At 58.8% G+C, this 17,195-nt stretch carries 16 protein-coding genes and 1 pseudogene; 9 read left to right on the top strand and 8 right to left on the bottom strand.

The features are described from left to right. Positions 1-18: 18 nt before the first annotated feature. Positions 19-411 carry a transcriptional regulator gene (locus tag ACQ4OB_RS20420; protein WP_076030112.1) on the bottom strand — a complete coding sequence of 131 codons (393 nt, stop codon included), beginning with the start codon at positions 409-411 and terminating at the stop codon, positions 19-21. Between the two features lie 177 nt (positions 412-588). Between ACQ4OB_RS20420 and ACQ4OB_RS20415 the strand changes: the two genes are divergently transcribed. Further along, the gene (locus tag ACQ4OB_RS20415; RefSeq protein ID WP_430956330.1) at positions 589-1,323 is read left to right on the top strand and encodes a DUF899 domain-containing protein; all 735 of its coding nucleotides are present in this window, start codon (positions 589-591) and stop codon (positions 1,321-1,323) included. A 291-nt stretch (positions 1,324-1,614) separates the two neighbouring features. Next, positions 1,615-1,890 carry a hypothetical protein gene (locus ACQ4OB_RS20410; RefSeq protein ID WP_430956329.1) on the top strand — a complete coding sequence of 92 codons (276 nt, stop codon included), beginning with the start codon at positions 1,615-1,617 and terminating at the stop codon, positions 1,888-1,890. A 71-nt stretch (positions 1,891-1,961) separates the two neighbouring features. Here ACQ4OB_RS20410 and ACQ4OB_RS20405 read toward each other — a convergent pair whose 3' ends face one another. Next, positions 1,962-3,308, bottom strand: coding sequence for a DEAD/DEAH box helicase (locus ACQ4OB_RS20405; RefSeq protein WP_008153197.1), 1,347 nt, complete (start codon positions 3,306-3,308; stop codon positions 1,962-1,964). A gap of 193 nt (positions 3,309-3,501) precedes the next feature. Here ACQ4OB_RS20405 and ACQ4OB_RS20400 point away from each other — a divergent pair, with 193 nt between their 5' ends. Then, positions 3,502-4,800: a mechanosensitive ion channel family protein gene (locus ACQ4OB_RS20400; protein ID WP_430956328.1), complete on the top strand. Its 1,299-nt coding sequence runs from the start codon at positions 3,502-3,504 to the stop codon at positions 4,798-4,800. Between the two features lie 115 nt (positions 4,801-4,915). Here ACQ4OB_RS20400 and ACQ4OB_RS20395 read toward each other — a convergent pair whose 3' ends face one another. From ACQ4OB_RS20395 to ACQ4OB_RS20380, 4 genes are all read right to left on the bottom strand, one after another. Then, positions 4,916-5,416, bottom strand: a complete 501-nt coding sequence (locus ACQ4OB_RS20395) for a MepB family protein (protein WP_076030108.1) — start codon at positions 5,414-5,416, stop codon at positions 4,916-4,918. Further along, positions 5,413-6,291 (bottom strand): carboxylate/amino acid/amine transporter, encoded by an 879-nt coding sequence (locus ACQ4OB_RS20390; protein WP_076030107.1) that lies wholly within the window; start codon positions 6,289-6,291, stop codon positions 5,413-5,415. The genes ACQ4OB_RS20395 and ACQ4OB_RS20390 overlap by 4 nt, the downstream gene beginning before the upstream one ends. Before the next feature lie 343 nt (positions 6,292-6,634). Beyond that, positions 6,635-7,234, bottom strand: coding sequence for an FMN-dependent NADH-azoreductase (locus tag ACQ4OB_RS20385; protein ID WP_074874337.1), 600 nt, complete (start codon positions 7,232-7,234; stop codon positions 6,635-6,637). A gap of 150 nt (positions 7,235-7,384) precedes the next feature. Beyond that, complete coding sequence (locus ACQ4OB_RS20380) at positions 7,385-7,714, bottom strand: 3-phosphoglycerate kinase (RefSeq protein WP_074874336.1); 330 nt, start codon at positions 7,712-7,714, stop codon at positions 7,385-7,387. A 49-nt stretch (positions 7,715-7,763) separates the two neighbouring features. Between ACQ4OB_RS20380 and ACQ4OB_RS20375 the strand changes: the two genes are divergently transcribed. The 5 genes and pseudogenes from ACQ4OB_RS20375 to aqpZ all read left to right on the top strand — a co-directional run bounded on the left by ACQ4OB_RS20375 (position 7,764) and on the right by aqpZ (position 12,940). Continuing rightward, positions 7,764-8,687 (top strand): LysR family transcriptional regulator, encoded by a 924-nt coding sequence (locus tag ACQ4OB_RS20375; protein ID WP_074874335.1) that lies wholly within the window; start codon positions 7,764-7,766, stop codon positions 8,685-8,687. Positions 8,688-8,701: 14 nt separating this feature from the next. Beyond that, positions 8,702-9,507, top strand: a pseudogene (locus ACQ4OB_RS20370) (alpha/beta fold hydrolase). A 3-nt stretch (positions 9,508-9,510) separates the two neighbouring features. Further along, a complete protein-coding gene (locus ACQ4OB_RS20365) occupies positions 9,511-10,068 on the top strand; it encodes a peptidylprolyl isomerase A (RefSeq protein WP_008153188.1) in 558 nt (185 codons plus the stop codon). A gap of 82 nt (positions 10,069-10,150) precedes the next feature. Then, positions 10,151-11,983 (top strand): ABC transporter ATP-binding protein, encoded by a 1,833-nt coding sequence (locus tag ACQ4OB_RS20360; RefSeq protein WP_074874333.1) that lies wholly within the window; start codon positions 10,151-10,153, stop codon positions 11,981-11,983. 261 nt (positions 11,984-12,244) lie between these two features. Beyond that, the gene (gene aqpZ / locus ACQ4OB_RS20355) at positions 12,245-12,940 is read left to right on the top strand and encodes an aquaporin Z (protein ID WP_102615544.1); all 696 of its coding nucleotides are present in this window, start codon (positions 12,245-12,247) and stop codon (positions 12,938-12,940) included. 13 nt (positions 12,941-12,953) lie between these two features. Here the strand turns inward: aqpZ and ACQ4OB_RS20350 are convergent, their stop codons facing one another. Beyond that, on the bottom strand, positions 12,954-14,078 hold the full coding sequence (locus ACQ4OB_RS20350) for a GNAT family N-acetyltransferase (protein ID WP_102615543.1): 1,125 nt from the start codon (positions 14,076-14,078) through the stop codon (positions 12,954-12,956). Between the two features lie 282 nt (positions 14,079-14,360). Between ACQ4OB_RS20350 and ACQ4OB_RS20345 the strand changes: the two genes are divergently transcribed. After that, positions 14,361-15,677 (top strand): putative porin, encoded by a 1,317-nt coding sequence (locus ACQ4OB_RS20345; RefSeq protein ID WP_074874331.1) that lies wholly within the window; start codon positions 14,361-14,363, stop codon positions 15,675-15,677. A 302-nt stretch (positions 15,678-15,979) separates the two neighbouring features. Here the strand turns inward: ACQ4OB_RS20345 and ACQ4OB_RS20340 are convergent, their stop codons facing one another. Continuing rightward, positions 15,980-17,101: a beta-ketoacyl-ACP synthase III gene (locus ACQ4OB_RS20340; RefSeq protein WP_074874330.1), complete on the bottom strand. Its 1,122-nt coding sequence runs from the start codon at positions 17,099-17,101 to the stop codon at positions 15,980-15,982. Between the last annotated feature and the right edge of the window lie 94 nt (positions 17,102-17,195).

The following is a 17,195-nucleotide window of genomic DNA, read 5'->3' as shown; positions in this document are numbered from 1 at the left end:
GGGGTTCTGGGGTAATCGTCAGGCAATCTGCGCCCTCGACGCAATCTGATCAAACCTCACCTCATCCAGTGCATCTTCCTGCTCATCCAACACCTGCCGCGGATGGTCATTCCCCGGAATACTGCTGTCGATCAGGCTCAATAAACTCGAGCCCCGAGGTGTCAAAATGTAGTTCTCGCCATTGCCACCCTGATCTTCTGGTCGAGGCTCGATATAGCCCCGTAACAACAGTAACTTTTCGTACTCGCCAGCTACCGTTTTCAGGTGATCCAGATTCTCGAACGGCTCGCCTTTCGACGCTTTCTCCGCCGCATACTGCTCGGCGTAGGGCCGAGGGGTGAAAGTGTGGCCAGCGCCGTTCTGCACCTCATGCAGTAAGCGTTCAATCAAATCCCAGTTATAAGTCGTCATCCTGATTCAACCTCCGGTGCCCGCAAGTGAGATGGCCTTCATAGGTTGTGACCGGCGCGGTTCGTAGCCGTTCAGCCGAGGTTTTGAACAGCATCGACCAGCGGTATGTCGAATAGGGCGTAGGTCAAACGACTAGGTTGTGTAAGTCACCTCCCAGCATCCCGCAGGAGAATCCCAATGAACATTCAGAATCATCCCGTCGTCTCCCGAGAAGAATGGCTCGCCGCCCGTAAACAACACCTGACCCACGAAAAAGCCTTCACCAAAGAACGAGATAAACTCAGCGCCGAACGCCGCGCCCTGCCCTGGGTGAAAATCGACAAGGACTACCGTTTCCAGGGCCCGAACGGCGAACTGAAACTGGCGGACCTGTTCGGCGGCCGTAGCCAGTTGGTCATTTACCACTTCATGTTTGGCAAAGGCTGGGACGAAGGCTGCTCTGGCTGCTCGTTCCTGTCCGACCACATTGACGGCGCCAATCAACACCTGGCCCATCATGACGTCGCCGTGGTAGCCGTTTCCCACGCACCGTTCACCGAATTCCAGGCCTTCAAACGGCGTATGGGCTGGAAATTCGATTGGGTGTCGTCAGAAGGCTGCGATTTCAATTACGACTTCGGCGTCTCGGCCCGAGCAGAAGACGTCACCGCCGGTAAAGCCACCTACAACTACGAAAAATCCGACGGCGCCGAAGAAGAACTCCCCGGCCTCAGCGTGTTTTATCGCAATGAAGCTGGAGAGATTTTCCACACCTATTCCACTTATGCCCGAGGGCTGGACCTACTGGTCGGCGCCTACAACTACCTCGACCTCACGCCCAAGGGCCGTAATGAAGAGGAAATCATGGAATGGGTGCGGCATCACGACCGGTATGAGGACAAGGCTTCGGCCAGTTGCTGCCATGGAGGGTAGACCCTAAGGGGTCGAGGCATCGGGGGCTTGGTTCCGGCCGGACACAGCCCCCATGAACACCACAAATCCCCTGTGGGAGCGAGCCTGCTCGCGATGACTGACTAACATGCAACATTAATATCAACAGATACACCGCTTTCGCGAGCAGGCTCGCTCCCGTTGCGTGGTGTTCTGTAGTTACTGCCGTTTGCCTGAGGCGCCTTACAGGATGCCCGCCTCTGTCACTGAACTTTTCCCACATCCCACCCCTCAACCGGATAACCCGCCTTAACCGGAACCGAGGCCCAACCTATGAAAACCCTGCTGAAACTCACCCTCGCCGCCACCCTCGCCTGCGCCCTTCCCGCTTGGGCCTGCACACCCGAGGAAGCCACCATCAAGCGCGAACAATTGGCCAAGGAAGTCGCCAAGCTCACTGAACAAAACCCAGCCAAAGCCAAGGAGATCAACGCCGAGTTGCAGAAGATGGATCTGGGGACGGCCAGCAAGGATCTGCCGGACAAATGCCAGTTGATCGATCAGCGATTGAAGGAGCTGGATTCCGCAGAGAAGAAAACCGAGGGCTGATCCGGCTCAGGAATCCCAGGCATAAAAAAACCGGAAATGGGTCCGGTTTTTTTATGGGTCGCTAGAACTGCTTATTCAGCAGCCGGCGCTTCCGGCTTGCGGCGCTTGAGCGGCGCCATGCCATCCTTGCTGACCAGCGACAGGGCGTCGGTCTTCGGGCGGTTGGCGATCTTGCGCTTGGTCGGGGCCTTGGCGCCGGTTTTCTTCTTGTCGCCTTTGGCGTCGACTTTTTTCTTCTTCACGCCAACGGCTTTGCCCGAGGCCTTGACCTTTTTCGGTCCGCCGTAGGTGCCTTTGACTTCCTTGATGGTGCGGCGCTCGAAGCTCTGCTTGAGGTAGCGCTCGACGCTCGACATCAGGTTCCAGTCGCCGTGGCAGATCAGCGAGATGGCCAGGCCATCGTTGCCGGCGCGGCCGGTACGACCGATGCGGTGAACGTATTCGTCGCCGCTGCGCGGCATGTCGAAGTTGATCACCAGGTCCAGGCCTTCCACGTCGAGGCCGCGAGCGGCGACGTCGGTGGCGACGAGGATTTTCACGCCGCCCTGCTTCAGACGGTCGATGGCCAGCTTGCGATCCTTCTGGTCTTTGTCACCGTGCAGCACGAACGCTTTGTATTCCTGCGCCACCAGACGGCCATAAATACGGTCGGCCATGGCACGGGTGTTGGTGAACACGATGGCCTTCTGATAGGTCTCGTTGGCCAGCAGCCAGTTCACGATCTGTTCTTTGTGCTGATTGTGGTCGGCGGTGATGATCTGTTGACGAGTGGTGGCGTTCAGATCGCTGACGTTGTTCAACTGCAGGTGTTCAGGGTTGTTCAGAACCTTGGCGACCATCTCGCGCAGGCCCGAACCACCGGTGGTGGCGGAGAACAGCATGGTCTGCTGACGGTTGGTGCACTCTTCCACCAGACGCTGGACGTCTTCGGCAAAGCCCATGTCGAGCATGCGGTCGGCTTCGTCGAGCACCAGCACTTCGACTTCCTTGAGGTCGAGGTTGCCGGCATTCAGTTGCTCAATCATCCGGCCCGGTGTACCGATCAGGATGTCCGGCACCTTGCGCAGCATGGCGGCCTGGACCTTGAAGTCTTCACCGCCGGTGATCAGGCCGGACTTGATGAAGGTGAACTGAGCGAAGCGCTCGACTTCCTTGATGGTCTGCTGGGCCAGCTCGCGGGTCGGCAGCAGGATCAGGGTCTTGATGCTGACGCGGACTTTGGCCGGGCCGATCAAGCGGTTGAGGATCGGCAAAACGAATGCAGCGGTTTTGCCGCTACCGGTTTGCGCTGTCACCCGCAGGTCACGCCCTTGGAGCGCCAGCGGAATAGCCGCTGCTTGCACAGGCGTTGGCTCGACAAATTTAAGCTCGGCCACGGCTTTGAGCAGGCGTTCGTGCAGGGCGAATTGGGAAAACACGGGTGCTACCTCGAAGAAATACAAAAAAACAGCTGCATAGGGTAACGGTTTCGAGCGCTCAGGCCGAGTTTCTTTATACAAACGGCGCCAAACAGTGGTTTTTTTGTTGTGTCTTTTGTCCTCAAACGTCATCCAAAGCGTCTTAAATGCTCTAATCGCCCCGTCGCGTCCTACAGAAGAACCGTTTTTACCCATGGATATCAAACAGCTCTGGCTCAACGTCCAAGACCTTTGGGGTGCCCTTGATCAGCACCCGCTCCTGCATTCCAGCCTGGCTTTGGTGGTATTGCTGGTGGTTGCGCTGGCCCTCGGACGAGTGGCGCGCTTCCTCATTCTGCATGCGACCAAAATTCTCGGTCGCCAGCCAGCGCTGCACTGGATCAATGACTTTCGGCATAACAAGGTCTTTCATCGCCTGGCGCAGATCACCCCCTCGCTGGTGCTCCAGTTCGGCTTGCACCTGGTGCCGGAGCTGGGCAAGACCAGCCTGATCTTCCTTGGCAATGTAGCGCTGGCGTTCACCATTCTATTCCTGGTGCTGGCCATCAGTGCGCTGCTCAGCGCCCTGCTCGACATCTACGCGCGCACCGAACATGCCCGCACCCGCTCGATCAAAGGCTACGTGCAACTGGCGAAAATGGTCTTGTACGTGTTTGGCGCGATCATCATCGTCGCCACGCTGATCGACCGTTCGCCGCTGTTGCTGCTGTCAGGGCTGGGCGCCATGTCGGCGGTAATCCTGTTGGTCTACAAAGACACCCTGCTGTCGTTCGTCGCCAGCGTGCAGCTGACCAGCAACGACATGCTGCGGGTCGGCGACTGGATCGAGATGCCGCAAGTCGGTGCCGACGGTGACGTGGTGGATATCACGCTGCACACGGTCAAAGTGCAGAATTTCGACAAGACGATTGTGTCGATTCCAACCTGGCGCCTGATGTCCGAGTCGTTCAAGAACTGGCGCGGCATGCAGCAATCCGGTGGACGACGGATCAAGCGCAGCCTGTTCATCGACGCCAGTGGCGTACGGTTTGTGCGCGACGACGAAGAGGCAAAACTGGCTCAGGTGCATCTGCTGACCGACTACATCAGTCGCAAGCAGGCGGAACTCAAGGCCTGGAACGAAGCCCAGGGCAACGTAGCGACAATGTCGGCCAACCGTCGGCGCATGACCAACATCGGCACTTTCCGCGCCTATGCACTGGCATACCTGAAGAGTCACCCGGAAATCCAGCCGAACATGACCTGCATGGTCCGCCAGATGCAGACCACCGCCCAGGGCATTCCGCTGGAAATCTACTGCTTCACCCGCACCACCGTGTGGGCCGATTACGAGCGGATTCAGGGGGATATTTTCGATTACTTATTGGCGGTGTTGCCGGAGTTTGGCTTGAGCCTTTATCAGCAGCCCAGTGGCGGGGATTTGCGGGCGGGGTTGTTGCCGGCGATGTTGGGCGCGAGCCATATTCCTGAACCCGAAAAACATGTCATGTAACACCGTAAATCCCTTGTGGGAGCGAGCCTGCTCGCGATGGCAGAGTGTCAGTCGACATCTATATTGACTGTCACACCGCCATCGCGAGCAGGCTCGCTCCCACAGGGTTTAGTGTCTATGTTCTGAAGAGTTGGCGTACCTGAACGGGGTCGGCATGACCGCTTTGGTCCAGCGCGAGGAAATACTTCAGCTGCCATTGCTGCGTCCTGACTGCCTGTTTAGCGACGGGCCTGGACCACGGCGGATACACGCGAATCGCTCGCTTGCCGCCTTCACCATCAATCGACATGACCCCTTTGGCCGCCAATATCTCCCGGTCAAACACAAACTGCCCGTGACGGGTTTCATCAGCAACGCTCACCACCACAAAGGCGACGCCATCGCCGCTGTCGAGCGGTGCAATTTCGCCGGTCGGCGTTGGCCGCTTCCACAGCGTAACGAACTGACCGATCTTGGTCGGCGTGGTTTTCGCCACCCGGAAGACAATCACCTGGCCATTGAGGCTAAAGCGACAGGCGCCGTATTCGGCACTCTCCTCCTCGCGCCAAGCTTCATCCGTTAACGTCATACCTGCGGGCTTGTAGATCTGCTCGATGGCGGCGATCAGGTCCGTCATGCCCGTTCCCGCAACGGCAGCACTTCTCGCCTGACGCCCAACCGACTGATCCACACCGCCATCAAAATCACCGATCCACCGAGGAACAACCGCCCCAGTTCTTCATGCTGATTCCAGATCAGCAGGTTGATCAGCAATCCCACCGGCACATGCAGGTTGTTCATCACCGCGAGCGTCCCGCCATTCACCAGACACGCGCCTTTGTTCCACCAGTACAACCCGAGCGCCGTCGAGACCAGCCCGAGGAATATCAGCACGCCCCATTGCAGCGGTGCTTCGGGCAGGAAGTTCTGTTTGCCGAACAACAGAAACGCCGGCAATGCCACCGCCAATGCCCCGAGGTAGAAGTAACCAAAGCGCCGGTAATGCGGCAAATCGCTCGGATGGCGGGCCACCAGATGCTTATAGAGCACTTGCCCGGCGGCGTAGGTGAAGTTGGCCAGTTGCAGCAGCAGGAAGCCCATGAAGAAATCCGGGTTGATCCGGTCGTAGCGAATCACCGCCGCGCCCATCACCGCCACCAGTGCCGCGACCAATGCCCACGGGTTGAAGCGCCGGTTCAGCGCATCTTCGATCAAGGTCACGTGCAGCGGCGTGAGGATGGTAAACAGCAACACCTCCGGCACTGTCAGCACCCGAAAGCTCAGGTACAGGCAGACGTAAGTCACGCCGAACTGCAACGCGCCGATCAGCAGCATGCCGCGCATGAACGCCGGCTCAACCGAACGCCAGCGGGTCAACGGAATGAACACCAGCCCCGCCAATACCACTCGCACCAGCACCGCGAAGTAACTGTCGACATGACCGGCCAGGTATTCGCCGATCAAACTGAAGGAAAACGCCTGGATCAGCGTGACAAAAAGTAGATAGCCCATGCTCGCCTCGTTTCGAATGGCGGCGACGATAGCGGGTTTTGCCAGCTATCGCGACCTGTCAGGCAACACAACCCCTGTGGGAGCGAGCCTGCTCGCGATGGCGGCGTTACATTTAACAATGATATTGGCTGACACACCGCTATCGCGAGCAGGCTCGCTCCCACAGGGGGTGTGTGCGCGAGTCCTGAATCGCAGGCAAAAAAAAGCCCGATCTCGCTAAAGCGTTCAATCGGGCTACAGCACTCAGGAGCAACAAGTGCAAAGGGAGGTCGATGCGCGTAAAGCCATGAAGGGGTTGCGCCAGGTCACTTGAACATCAAGGGATTATCTGGCGATTAAAGCCTCAGGCGACGAGGGAAAGCTTGGCGTTGGCCTGGCTCAGGCCTTTCTCCTGGAAGTCACCGCCCAGGTTCATGCCTTCGGCGTGGATGAACGTCACGTCGTGGATCCCGATGAACGCCATGACCTGACGCAGGTAGGGTTCCTGGTGATCCGCGGTGCTGCCGGCGTAGATTCCACCGCGGGCAGTCAGCACGTAGGCACGCTTGCCGCTGAGCAGGCCTTGGGGGCCAGTGTCGGTGTACTTGAACGTCACACCGGCACGCAGCACATGGTCGAGCCAGGCTTTGAGGGTGCTCGGGATGGCGAAGTTGTACATCGGCGCGGCCATGACCAGTACATCGGCGGCCAGCAATTCGTCGGTCAACTCGTTGGAGCGTTCCAGGGAAACCTGTTCGAGGTCGTTGCGCTGTTCGGCAGGTTTCATCCAGCCGCCCAGCAGGTTGATATCCAGGTGCGGCACGGGGTTGACGGCCAGATCACGAACGGTGATTTGATCGTTCGGGTGCGCGGTTTGCCACTGGCTGATGAAGGTCTGGGTCAGTTGACGCGAAACCGAGTCTTGCTGACGAGCGCTGCTTTCGATGATCAGAACGCGGGACATGGGATGTAGCCTCCATCTGAGAATGTTGTAAGACGATGGAGTGAAGGTTAAACAGAGTTAAATCGATGAAAAAGCGCAAATAACTGCTATAAACCATCAATAAATTCGTTTATAAGCGGAGCATGCCGGGCGGGCGTGCTCCGCCTGAGGTCATTTGGGGGTGCAGGTCAGTTTGATACGCATCTTGATGATGCTTCGGTTGAACTTGGCGGTGGCATTTTTGTGCTTACCAGCGGCGACTTCGATATTGCGGGTGCGTGGCGCTTCCGGGCCATTGTTGAAAACTACCTTGCAGGCCGCATCGGTGGTGCCGTAGTTGTTCACCTGAATGGAGGCGATGTCGCTATCCGTGTCATACGCGTTGTAGTCGATGCTCATGCCGTTCAGCTGTTTTTCAACGTCGATCGGATAGGCAAACGCCGTCAGCGGCAGCACCGCCAGCAACACACAACCCGATACCACACCACAAAGCTTTTTCATTCAGCAGTCTCCAATATGGACTGCCAGCTTAGGACAAGAGGAGCTATTCATGAAAGCGCCCCGCGTGACCCTTGATCAATGGCGAACGTTACAGGCCGTGGTCGACCACGGCGGTTTCGCCCAGGCCGCCGAAGCGCTGCACCGCTCGCAATCATCGGTGAGCTACACCGTAGCGCGCATGCAGGACCAACTCGGCGTGCCGCTGTTGCGTATCGACGGCCGCAAAGCGGTGCTGACTGAAGCCGGCGGCGTGCTGCTGCGCCGTTCGCGGCAATTGGTGAAACAGGCCAGCCAGCTGGAAGACCTGGCCCATCACATGGAACAAGGCTGGGAAGCAGAAGTGCGGCTGGTGGTCGACGCCGCCTACCCGAGCGCCCGCCTCGTTCGCGCCTTGACCGCGTTCATGCCGCAAAGCCGTGGCTGTCGGGTGCGTCTGCGCGAAGAAGTATTGTCGGGTGTGGAAGAAGTCTTGCTCGAAGGCGTGGCCGATCTGGCCATCAGTGGCTTCAGCATTCCCGGTTACCTGGGCGCGGAATTGAGCGACGTCGAATTCGTGGCAGTTGCCCATCCCGAACATCCCTTGCACCGCCTCAACCGCGAACTGAATTTCCAGGACCTGGAAAGCCAGCTGCAAGTAGTAATCCGCGACTCTGGCCGGCAGCAACCACGGGACGTCGGCTGGCTCGGCGCGGAACAGCGCTGGACCGTAGGCAGCCTGGCCACCGCGGCAACGTTTGTCAGCAGCGGCCTGGGTTTTGCCTGGTTGCCTCGGCACATGATTGAACGGGAAATCAAGGAAGGCCTGCTCAAGCTGCTACCGTTGGACCAGGGCGGCAGCCGCAACCCGAGCTTCTACCTGTACTCGAACAAGGACAAACCCTTGGGTCCGGCCACGCAGATTCTCATCGAACTGCTGCGCACCTTTGATACCGCGCCGCTGGATGCACCTTTCGCCGCCCCTGAACAAGCCTGACAAGGAGTGTATGCATGGCCTATTTCGAACATGAAGGTTGCAACCTGCACTATGAGGAATATGGCCACGGCACGCCGTTGCTGCTGGTCCACGGGCTCGGCTCCAGCACCCTGGACTGGGAAAAACAGATCCCGGCGCTGTCGGCCCGCTACCGGGTGATCGTCCCGGATGTACGCGGCCACGGTCGCTCCGACAAACCCCGCGAGCGCTACAGCATCGCCGGGTTCAGCGCCGACCTGGTCGCCCTCATTGAACACCTGAACCTCGGCCCGATACATTATGTGGGACTTTCCATGGGCGGCATGATCGGCTTTCAACTGGCCGTGGATCAGCCGCAATTGCTCAAAAGCCTGTGCATCGTCAACAGTGCGCCCGAGGTCAAACTGCGCAGCCGCGACGATTACTGGCAGTGGTTCAAGCGCTGGAGCCTGATGCGCGTCCTCAGTCTTGGCGCCATCGGCACCGCGCTTGGACGCAAGCTGTTCCCGAAACCGGAACAGGCGGATTTGCGACAAAAAATGGCCGAACGCTGGGCAAAAAACGACAAACATGCTTATCTCGCCAGCTTCGATGCAATCGTTGGCTGGGGGGTTCAGGAACGACTTTCGAAGGTGTCCTGTCCAACCCTCATCGTCAGCGCCGACCGTGACTACACACCGGTCTCGCTGAAAGAGACCTATGTAAAACTGCTGCCCGATGCGCGGCTGGTGGTGATCGCCGATTCGCGCCACGCCACCCCGCTGGATCAACCCGAAATATTCAACCAAACGCTGCTCGAGTTTCTCACCGCAGTCGACACCACCTCACTCAGGATCACTGACCCATGCTGAAAAAAATCGCCCTCGTCGCTGGCTCCGTTCTGTTTGCCGCCAACCTGATGGCCGCCACGCCCGCCAAGGCGCCGCACGTGTTGCTGGAGACCACCAACGGCCAGATCGAAATCGAACTGGACCCGGTCAAGGCGCCGATCAGTACCAAGAACTTCCTTGATTACGTCAACAGCGGTTTCTACAACAACACGATTTTTCACCGTGTAATTCCAGGCTTCATGATTCAGGGCGGTGGTTTCACGCAACAAATGCAGCAGAAAGAAACCAAGGCACCGATCAAGAACGAGTCCAAGAACGGTCTGCACAACGTCCGTGGCACGCTGTCCATGGCCCGCACCTCGAATCCTGATTCGGCCACTAGCCAGTTCTTCGTTAACGTCAAGGACAATGACTTCCTCGACAGCGGTGACGGCTATGCGGTCTTCGGTAAAGTCGTGAAAGGCATGGACGTGGTAGATGTCATCGTCAACTCGCAAACCACCACCCGTGGCGGCATGAAAGATGTACCCGCCGACCCTGTGTTCATCAAGTCGGCCAAAGTCATCGACTAAGCTACACAGGAAGTCTTGAGCGGCTGCCGGAGTGCGCCGCTCACACTGTTCAAAGGAGAGCCCGTGCGCGGGCGGAGAACTGATGCTTTATCGCCGTTTCGAGAAACTGATCGACATTTTCCGCGAGGCCCCGACGGCCGCTCCGCCGGATCGGGTTCTGCCTTTTTATACCTATTACTTGAAGCAGGTCTGGCCGAGTTTTGCCGTCTTGCTGCTCGTCGGCCTGATCGGTGCGCTGATCGAAGTGGCGCTGTTCAGTTACCTGAGCCGCATCATCGACCTGACCCAAGGCACGCCTAACGTCGATTTCTTCAAGGAACACGGGATCGAGCTGGCCTGGATGGCGGTGGTAGCCCTGGTGTTCCGGCCGATTTTTGTCGGCCTGCATGACCTGCTGGTGCACCAGACCCTGAGCCCCAGCATGACCAGCCTGATCCGCTGGCAGAACCACAGTTATGTGCTCAAACAGAGCCTGAATTTTTTCCAGAACGACTTCGCCGGGCGTATCGCCCAACGCATCATGCAAACCGGCAACTCGCTGCGCGATTCGGCTGTGCAAGCGGTGGACGCGCTGTGGCACGTGCTGATCTACGCGATCAGTTCGCTGGTGCTGTTCGCCGAAGCCGACTGGCGCCTGATGATCCCGCTGCTGACCTGGATCGTCGCCTTCATCAGTGCCCTTTGCTACTTCGTGCCACGGGTCAAGGAACGTTCGGTCGTGTCCTCCGATGCGCGCTCCAAACTCATGGGGCGGATCGTCGACGGCTACACCAACATCACGACCCTGAAGCTGTTCGCCCACACCAACTTCGAGCAGCAATACGCTCGCGAAGCGATCAAGGAACAAACCGAAAAAGCCCAACTGGCCGGCCGGGTGGTCACCAGCATGGACGTGGTCATCACCAGCATGAACGGCTTGCTGATCGTCGGCACCACCGGCCTGGCCCTGTGGCTGTGGACGCAGTCGCTGATCACCGTCGGCGCGATTGCCCTGGCCACCGGCCTGGTGATCCGCATCGTCAACATGTCCGGCTGGATCATGTGGGTGGTCACCGGCATTTTCGAAAATATCGGCATGGTCCAGGACGGTTTGCAGACCATCTCTCAACCGGTCAGCGTCACCGATCGCGAGCAGGCCAAACCGCTGGCGGTCACCCGTGGCGAGGTGCGTTTCGAGCACGTGGATTTCCACTACGGCAAGAAGAGCGGGATCATCGGCGACCTCAACCTGACCATCAAGCCCGGTGAGAAAATCGGCCTGATCGGTCCCTCCGGCGCCGGCAAGTCAACCCTGGTCAACCTGCTGCTGCGCCTCTATGACGTGCAGGGCGGACGCATCCTCATCGACGGGCAGAACATCGCCGAAGTCGGCCAGGAAAGCCTGCGTGAGCGCATCGGCATGATCACCCAGGACACGTCCCTGCTGCATCGCTCGATCCGCGACAATTTGTTGTACGGCAAACCCGACGCCACCGACGCCGAACTCTGGGCGGCGGTGCACAAGGCCCGCGCCGACGAGTTCATCCCGTTGCTGTCGGACTCCGAAGGTCGCACCGGTTTTGATGCTCACGTCGGTGAGCGCGGGGTGAAACTCTCCGGCGGTCAGCGTCAGCGGATTGCGATTGCTCGCGTACTACTCAAGGACGCGCCGATCCTGATCATGGACGAGGCCACCTCGGCGCTGGATTCGGAAGTCGAAGCAGCGATCCAGGAAAGCCTGGAAACCCTGATGCAAGGCAAAACCGTGATTGCCATCGCCCACCGGCTCTCCACCATCGCCCGCATGGACCGGCTGGTGGTGCTGGAAAAAGGCAAGATCGCCGAAACCGGCAGCCACGCCGAACTGCTGGCCCATGGCGGGTTGTATGCGCGGTTGTGGCAGCACCAGACGGGTGGGTTTGTCGGCATAGATTAAGTTTGTCGGTCGCCGAGATGATGATCGTTCCCACGCTCTGCGTGGGAATGCCTCAAGGGACGCTCCGCGTCCAGTGACGCGGAGCGTCACGGGCTGCATTCCCACGCAGAGCGTGGGAACGATCTTGCCCCCCTCCCGACTGCTGGAAATCCACCAAAACCCTGCTGTAATCAGCCAAGGTTCTGGAGATGGGCCTGTCGTAAATGTGCAGGATGCATCACTCGATACAGTCTCGATAGGAAGCCTATCAAGGACGCTCTCATGTCTCTGTTCAAACGTTCAGTCACTGAGTTGTTAGGTACGTTCTGGCTGGTGTTGGGAGGTTGCGGCAGTGCGGTCCTGGCTGCGTCTTCTCCGCTGGGGATCGGGGTGCTGGGTGTGGCCATGGCCTTTGGTCTGACGGTACTGACCATGGCATTCGCCATTGGTCATATTTCCGGCTGCCATCTTAACCCCGCCGTCTCGGTCGGTTTGTTCGTCGGCGGTCGATTCCCCGCCAAAGAGCTGCCCGCCTACATCATCGCTCAGGTGATTGGCGCGATTATCGCGGCGGGCTTGATCTACTACATCGCCAACGGCAAGGAAGGCTTCGACCTCGCCAACGGTCTGGCTTCCAACGGCTACGGCGAGCATTCTCCCGGCAAATACTCGATGGCCGCAGGCTTTGTCTGTGAACTGGTGATGACGGCGATGTTCGTGCTGATCATCCTCGGTGCCACCGACAAGCGCGCCCCCGCCGGGCTGGCACCGATCGCCATCGGCCTGGCCCTGACGCTGATTCACCTGATTTCGATTCCTGTCACCAACACCTCGGTCAACCCGGCACGCAGCACTGGCCCGGCGCTGATCGTCGGAGGCTGGGCCATCGCGCAATTGTGGATGTTCTGGGTGGCGCCGCTGCTCGGTGCGGTGATCGGCGGTGTGACGTATCGATGGCTGGGCAAGGAAAGCAGTTGAAGCGGGGCGAGGATCAGGCTTGCCGGTAAGGCAAGGCCGTCTTCGCTTCCTCGGCATACGCCAGCACGCCCACGCGCTCTTGCTGCAGGAAGTCTTTGACGGCAGCTTTCAGGCCGGGATGACGCAAGTAGTGCCATGAATGCGTGATCACCGGTTCGAACCCGCGAATCAGCTTGTGCTCGCCCTGAGCACCGGCGTCGAAACGCTGGAAGCCATTGGCAATCGCGTAGTCCATGCCCTGGTAGAAACAGGTCTCGAAGTGCAGACGATCGAATTCCGCCAGACAGCCCCAGTAACGGCCGTAAAAACTGTCGCCCCCCACCAGACTGAAGGCCATGGCCACCGGCCGTGAGCCTTGCTTGGCCAACACCACACGAATCGACTCTGGCATACGCTCGGCCAGCAAACTGAAAAACTCCCGCGTCAGATACGGCGCTTGCCGACGCACTGCGTAGGTATTGGCGTAGCAGGCATAGACAAAATCCCACTGCGCCTGATCGAGTTGCCGACCTTCAAGCCATTCGAAATCAATGCCCTGCCCCGCCACTTGTTCGCGTTCCTTGCGCATCTGCTTGCGCTTGCGCGAACTGAGGACGTCGAGGAAGTCCTGAAAATCCCGATAGCCACGATTCTGCCAGTGGTACTGACAGCCGATTCGCTGCAACCAGCCTGGCTGCTCGGCCAAGGCGGCGTCAGTGAACGGATCGGTGAAGTTGATGTGGGCGCTGGAGAGTTGTTCGATTTCAAGGTAGCCCGGCAGGCTTTTCAACAGTTCGAAACCGTCCTCGAGCGTGGCCGCCAGCAAACGCGGGCCGCTGACCGGACTGAACGGCACAGCCGTCAGCAGCTTGGGGTAGTAATCGATCCCCGCACGCTCACAGGCATCGGCCCAGGCGTGATCGAACACGTACTCGCCGTAGGAATGCCATTTGCGATAACTGGGCAACGCGGCAATCAGGCGATCGCCTTCGATGTGCAACAAATGCTCGGGTTGCCAGCCGGAATGCGGGCCGACGCTACCGCTGTCTTCCAGCGCGCTGAGAAAGGCGTGACGCAGAAAGGGCTGATTCTCGGGCACCAGGGCATCCCACGTCTGCGACGCGATTTCGGACAGATTTTGCAGGCGTTGCAGCGGCATCGGTTCTTCCCTACTTCTTTGCGTGAAAGCCCGGCGAGTATCGCCCATCGCCAAAAAATCCACACGAGCAATCCGCCGACAGGGCTCTGGATAAGGGTGTGCGCGATATTTGTATCGTCATCGAGACGCCATCACTTTGCCACTGCCCTGTCATAAACCATCGCGATACTGGCGCCTGTTTTTAGAGCGCCAGGTTCTAAACCTGGTCATTGTTTTCCGTCCTCAACGGTCGGTTGTGTCCTTGGATGGCTCGGTCATCCCATTACATCTTCGGAGATTGATATGCGTCTTGCTTCCACGAAAACTGCGGCGGCCTTGTGTGGTGGGTTGCTGCTGGCCATGAGTGTTCCGGCCAGTGCCGCAGTCGACGCCAAACTGCTCGACATGCTCAAGGCAAACGGCTCGATTTCGCCTGCTCAGTACACCGAACTGCAAGCCGAGCTGGCCAAGGATCAGAAAGACCAGCAAATCGCCCGCCAGGCTCAACAAGAGACCAACGAGCAGATCGCGGCGACTGCGAAGAAAACCAATGAACTGAGTACCTTCGACCAGAAACTGGCGTGGGCCGCCAAGACCCAATTCAAGGGTGACGTGCGATTCCGTCAGGAAAACGTCCACAACGACGGCGTTTCAAACAACAAAGACCAGGATCGTCAGCGCATTCGTGCCCGCCTGGGTGCCTACAGCACGATCAACCCGCAAGTCGACACCGGCATCCGTATCGCCACCGGCAACAACGACGACGCGCGCTCCACCAACCAGAGTCTGGACAACTACTTCGACAAGAAACAGATCTGGCTGGACCAGGGTTACGTCGACTACCACCCGGACGCGATCAAGAACCTGCACATCGTTGGCGGCAAGATGCCGCAGCAATGGGTGAGCATGGGCGACATCATCTGGGATAGCGACATCAGCCCCGAAGGCCTGTCGGTGGCTTACAAATACCCGCTGGGCGCCAGCACCGAGCTGTTCGGTAGCGCCGGTCACTACACCCTCAAGGACAACGTCGATGGCGATGGCGTGCAGTTCAAACACGACTTGCGTCTGTACGCGGGTCAGTTGGGCGCGCGCTTCGCTATCACCGACAACCTGAAACTGACCCTGGGTGGCAGCGTCTACGGCTACGACAACGACGACGACATCCGCTCAGGCGGCACCAGCATTCCAGCCGCATTGGCGATCAACGGCAACAGCCCGAACGAGCAATTCAAACTGTACGAAGGCTTTGGTCAGCTCGACATCAGTGGCCTGCCTATGCCGCTCTCGCTGTACGGTCAGTACGTGAACAACCAAGACGCCAGCAACGATCAGGATTCTGCCTGGCTGGCTGGTGTGAAGACCAAGCTCTACGGCTTCGCAGTGGACTACAACTACCGCGACGTGCAGCGTAACGCGGTGGTCGGCGCCTTCACCGACTCCGACTTCGCCAACGGTTTCACCGGTTCGCGTGGCAGCAAGTTGAAAGTGAGTTACGAGCTGGACAAGAACTTCGCCCTGGGTGCGACGTACTTCATGGCTAACTCTGACTACACCAACGCCAACCTGAAAGATTCGGACATCAACACCCTGCAACTGGATGCCGAAGCGAAGTTCTGATTCCCCGCTCCACGACTCGGACAAGGAAGCCCGAGCTCTTTTTTACAGCCTCGCGTTGGTCTATCGGTCCCCATCATCCGTCCGATAGACCAACGCGAGGCTGTTTTCATTTCCCGCAACACAGCCGGACCTTTGTGGCGAGCGAGCTTGCTCGCGTTGGGGCGCGAAGCGGCCCCATGTATTCCTCCAGACAAAACACACTCGCTGGTTTTACGACTGCTTCGCAGCCAAACGGGAGCAAGCTCCCTCGCCACAGGAAAGTGTCCTCGCCAAAAATCAGGCTGCGATCTTTTAAGCCAAACTCAGCGCTTGCGCAGAATCACGCTACCAATCGAGTAACCGGCGCCGAACGAGCTGAGCACGGCCAGCGAACCGGCAGCCAGATCGTCCTGGTTCTTGTGAAATGCAATCACGGAACCGGCGGAGCTGGTGTTGGCGTAGGTGTCGAGGATCACCGGGGCTTCTTCTTCGGTGGCTTCGCGGCCCAGCAGCTTCTTGACGATCAGGTGATTCATGCTGAGGTTGGCCTGGTGCAGCCAGAAGCGTTTCACGTCGCTGATGTTGAGCGCGTTCTCTTCCAGGTGCGTAGCGATCAGCTCGGCGACCATCGGGCAGACATCGCGGAACACCTTGCGGCCTTCCTGCACGAACAGTTTGTCCTTGGTACCGATGCCCTCTTCCGCCGCGCGGTTGAGGAAGCCAAAGTTGTTGCGGATGTTGTTGGAGAACTTGGTCAGCAGCTTGGTGCTGACGATGTCGAACTGGTACTTGGACGTCGCCAGGTCAGCACGTTCGATGATCACCGCAGTCGCGGCGTCGCCGAAGATGAAGTGGCTGTCGCGGTCGCGGAAGTTCAGGTGACCAGTGCAGACTTCCGGGTTGACCATCAGGATCGCCCGGGCCTGGCCCAGTTGCACGCTGTTGGTCGCAGCCTGAATGCCGAAGGTCGCCGAGGAGCAGGCGACGTTCATGTCAAAACCGAAACCCTGGATGCCCAAGGCCTCCTGGACTTCGATGGCGATGGCCGGATAGGCCCGTTGCAGGTTGGAGCAGGCAACGATCACGCCGTCGATGTCCGCCGCGGTCTTGCCAGCACGCTGCAAGGCTTGCTCGGCGGCGCCGATGGCCATTTGGCAAAGCACCGACCACTCGTCATTCGAGCGTTCCGGCAGGCGTGGCGCCATGCGTTGCGGGTCGAGGATACCGTCCTTGTCCATGACAAAGCGGCTTTTGATGCCAGACGCCTTTTCGATAAACGCCGCGCTGGACTCGGTCAACGCTTCGATTTCGCCGCGCGCGATGGCGTCGGCGTTGTCGGCGTTGAATAGCGCGACGTAAGCGTTGAAAGACTGCACCAGCTCTTCGTTGGAGATGCTGTTGGCCGGGGTGTACAGGCCGGTGCCGCTGATGACGACGTTATGCATGGTCGTTTCTCTAATCTGTTCAGGCAGAAAGTGTTGGCACCGACGTACCAACACACAAAGGATCTGCTCCCGTCAGGGGGCGCAAACCTGGCAT

This window comes from Pseudomonas sp. ES4 (assembly GCF_050586665.1).
Lineage (GTDB): Bacteria > Pseudomonadota > Gammaproteobacteria > Pseudomonadales > Pseudomonadaceae > Aquipseudomonas > Aquipseudomonas frederiksbergensis.
Note: the sequence above shows the minus strand (reverse complement) of the source record. Positions and strands in the feature narration are given on the sequence as shown.

Bases quoted from the DNA above. Each gene is read 5' to 3' on its own strand.
- ACQ4OB_RS20390 (WP_076030107.1), bottom strand. From the start codon at position 6,291: ATGGGCTATCTACTTTTTGTCACGCTGATCCAGGCGTTTTCCTTCAGT.
- ACQ4OB_RS20410 (WP_430956329.1), top strand. From the start codon at position 1,615: ATGAAAACCCTGCTGAAACTCACCCTCGCCGCCACCCTCGCCTGCGCC.
- ACQ4OB_RS20395 (WP_076030108.1), bottom strand. From the start codon at position 5,416: ATGACGGACCTGATCGCCGCCATCGAGCAGATCTACAAGCCCGCAGGT.
- ACQ4OB_RS20415 (WP_430956330.1), top strand. From the start codon at position 589: ATGAACATTCAGAATCATCCCGTCGTCTCCCGAGAAGAATGGCTCGCC.
- ACQ4OB_RS20360 (WP_074874333.1), top strand. From the start codon at position 10,151: ATGCTTTATCGCCGTTTCGAGAAACTGATCGACATTTTCCGCGAGGCC.
- ACQ4OB_RS20375 (WP_074874335.1), top strand. From the start codon at position 7,764: ATGAAAGCGCCCCGCGTGACCCTTGATCAATGGCGAACGTTACAGGCC.
- ACQ4OB_RS20385 (WP_074874337.1), bottom strand. From the start codon at position 7,234: ATGTCCCGCGTTCTGATCATCGAAAGCAGCGCTCGTCAGCAAGACTCG.
- ACQ4OB_RS20380 (WP_074874336.1), bottom strand. From the start codon at position 7,714: ATGAAAAAGCTTTGTGGTGTGGTATCGGGTTGTGTGTTGCTGGCGGTG.
- ACQ4OB_RS20400 (WP_430956328.1), top strand. From the start codon at position 3,502: ATGGATATCAAACAGCTCTGGCTCAACGTCCAAGACCTTTGGGGTGCC.
- ACQ4OB_RS20350 (WP_102615543.1), bottom strand. From the start codon at position 14,078: ATGCCGCTGCAACGCCTGCAAAATCTGTCCGAAATCGCGTCGCAGACG.
- aqpZ (WP_102615544.1), top strand. From the start codon at position 12,245: ATGTCTCTGTTCAAACGTTCAGTCACTGAGTTGTTAGGTACGTTCTGG.
- ACQ4OB_RS20340 (WP_074874330.1), bottom strand. From the start codon at position 17,101: ATGCATAACGTCGTCATCAGCGGCACCGGCCTGTACACCCCGGCCAAC.
- ACQ4OB_RS20365 (WP_008153188.1), top strand. From the start codon at position 9,511: ATGCTGAAAAAAATCGCCCTCGTCGCTGGCTCCGTTCTGTTTGCCGCC.
- ACQ4OB_RS20420 (WP_076030112.1), bottom strand. From the start codon at position 411: ATGACGACTTATAACTGGGATTTGATTGAACGCTTACTGCATGAGGTG.
- ACQ4OB_RS20345 (WP_074874331.1), top strand. From the start codon at position 14,361: ATGCGTCTTGCTTCCACGAAAACTGCGGCGGCCTTGTGTGGTGGGTTG.